We start from the raw sequence: 246 nt of genomic DNA, 5'->3' as shown, positions 1-246 counted from the left end.
TGAAAATGCTATAAAAGATTTTAATGCGGCTATTAGTATAAACTTTAGAAATGATGAGGATTATAACCGTAGAGGTAATGCTTATTATGCTCAAGGTAAGTATAAGGAAGCAATTGATGATTATAGCCAAGCTATAGAATTAAAACCTAATAGTGAAACTTACTATAGTAATAGAGGTATGGCATATAATGAGCTTAAAGATTATGAAAATGCTATAAAAGATTTTAATGCGGCTATCAGTATAAA

Annotated in this window: 1 protein-coding gene; it reads left to right on the top strand. The window is 28.5% G+C overall.

The window, feature by feature from the left end; genetic code table 11:
• On the top strand, positions 1-246 hold a 246-nt coding region (locus NF27_RS07925; protein ID WP_039458023.1), incomplete at both ends, for a tetratricopeptide repeat protein.

Origin of the sequence: Candidatus Jidaibacter acanthamoeba (genome assembly GCF_000815465.1) — a bacterium.
Classification (GTDB): domain Bacteria; phylum Pseudomonadota; class Alphaproteobacteria; order Rickettsiales; family Midichloriaceae; genus Jidaibacter; species Jidaibacter acanthamoebae.
The sequence above is the reverse complement of the archived record's forward strand: the minus strand, read 5'-3'. Positions and strand labels throughout refer to the sequence as shown.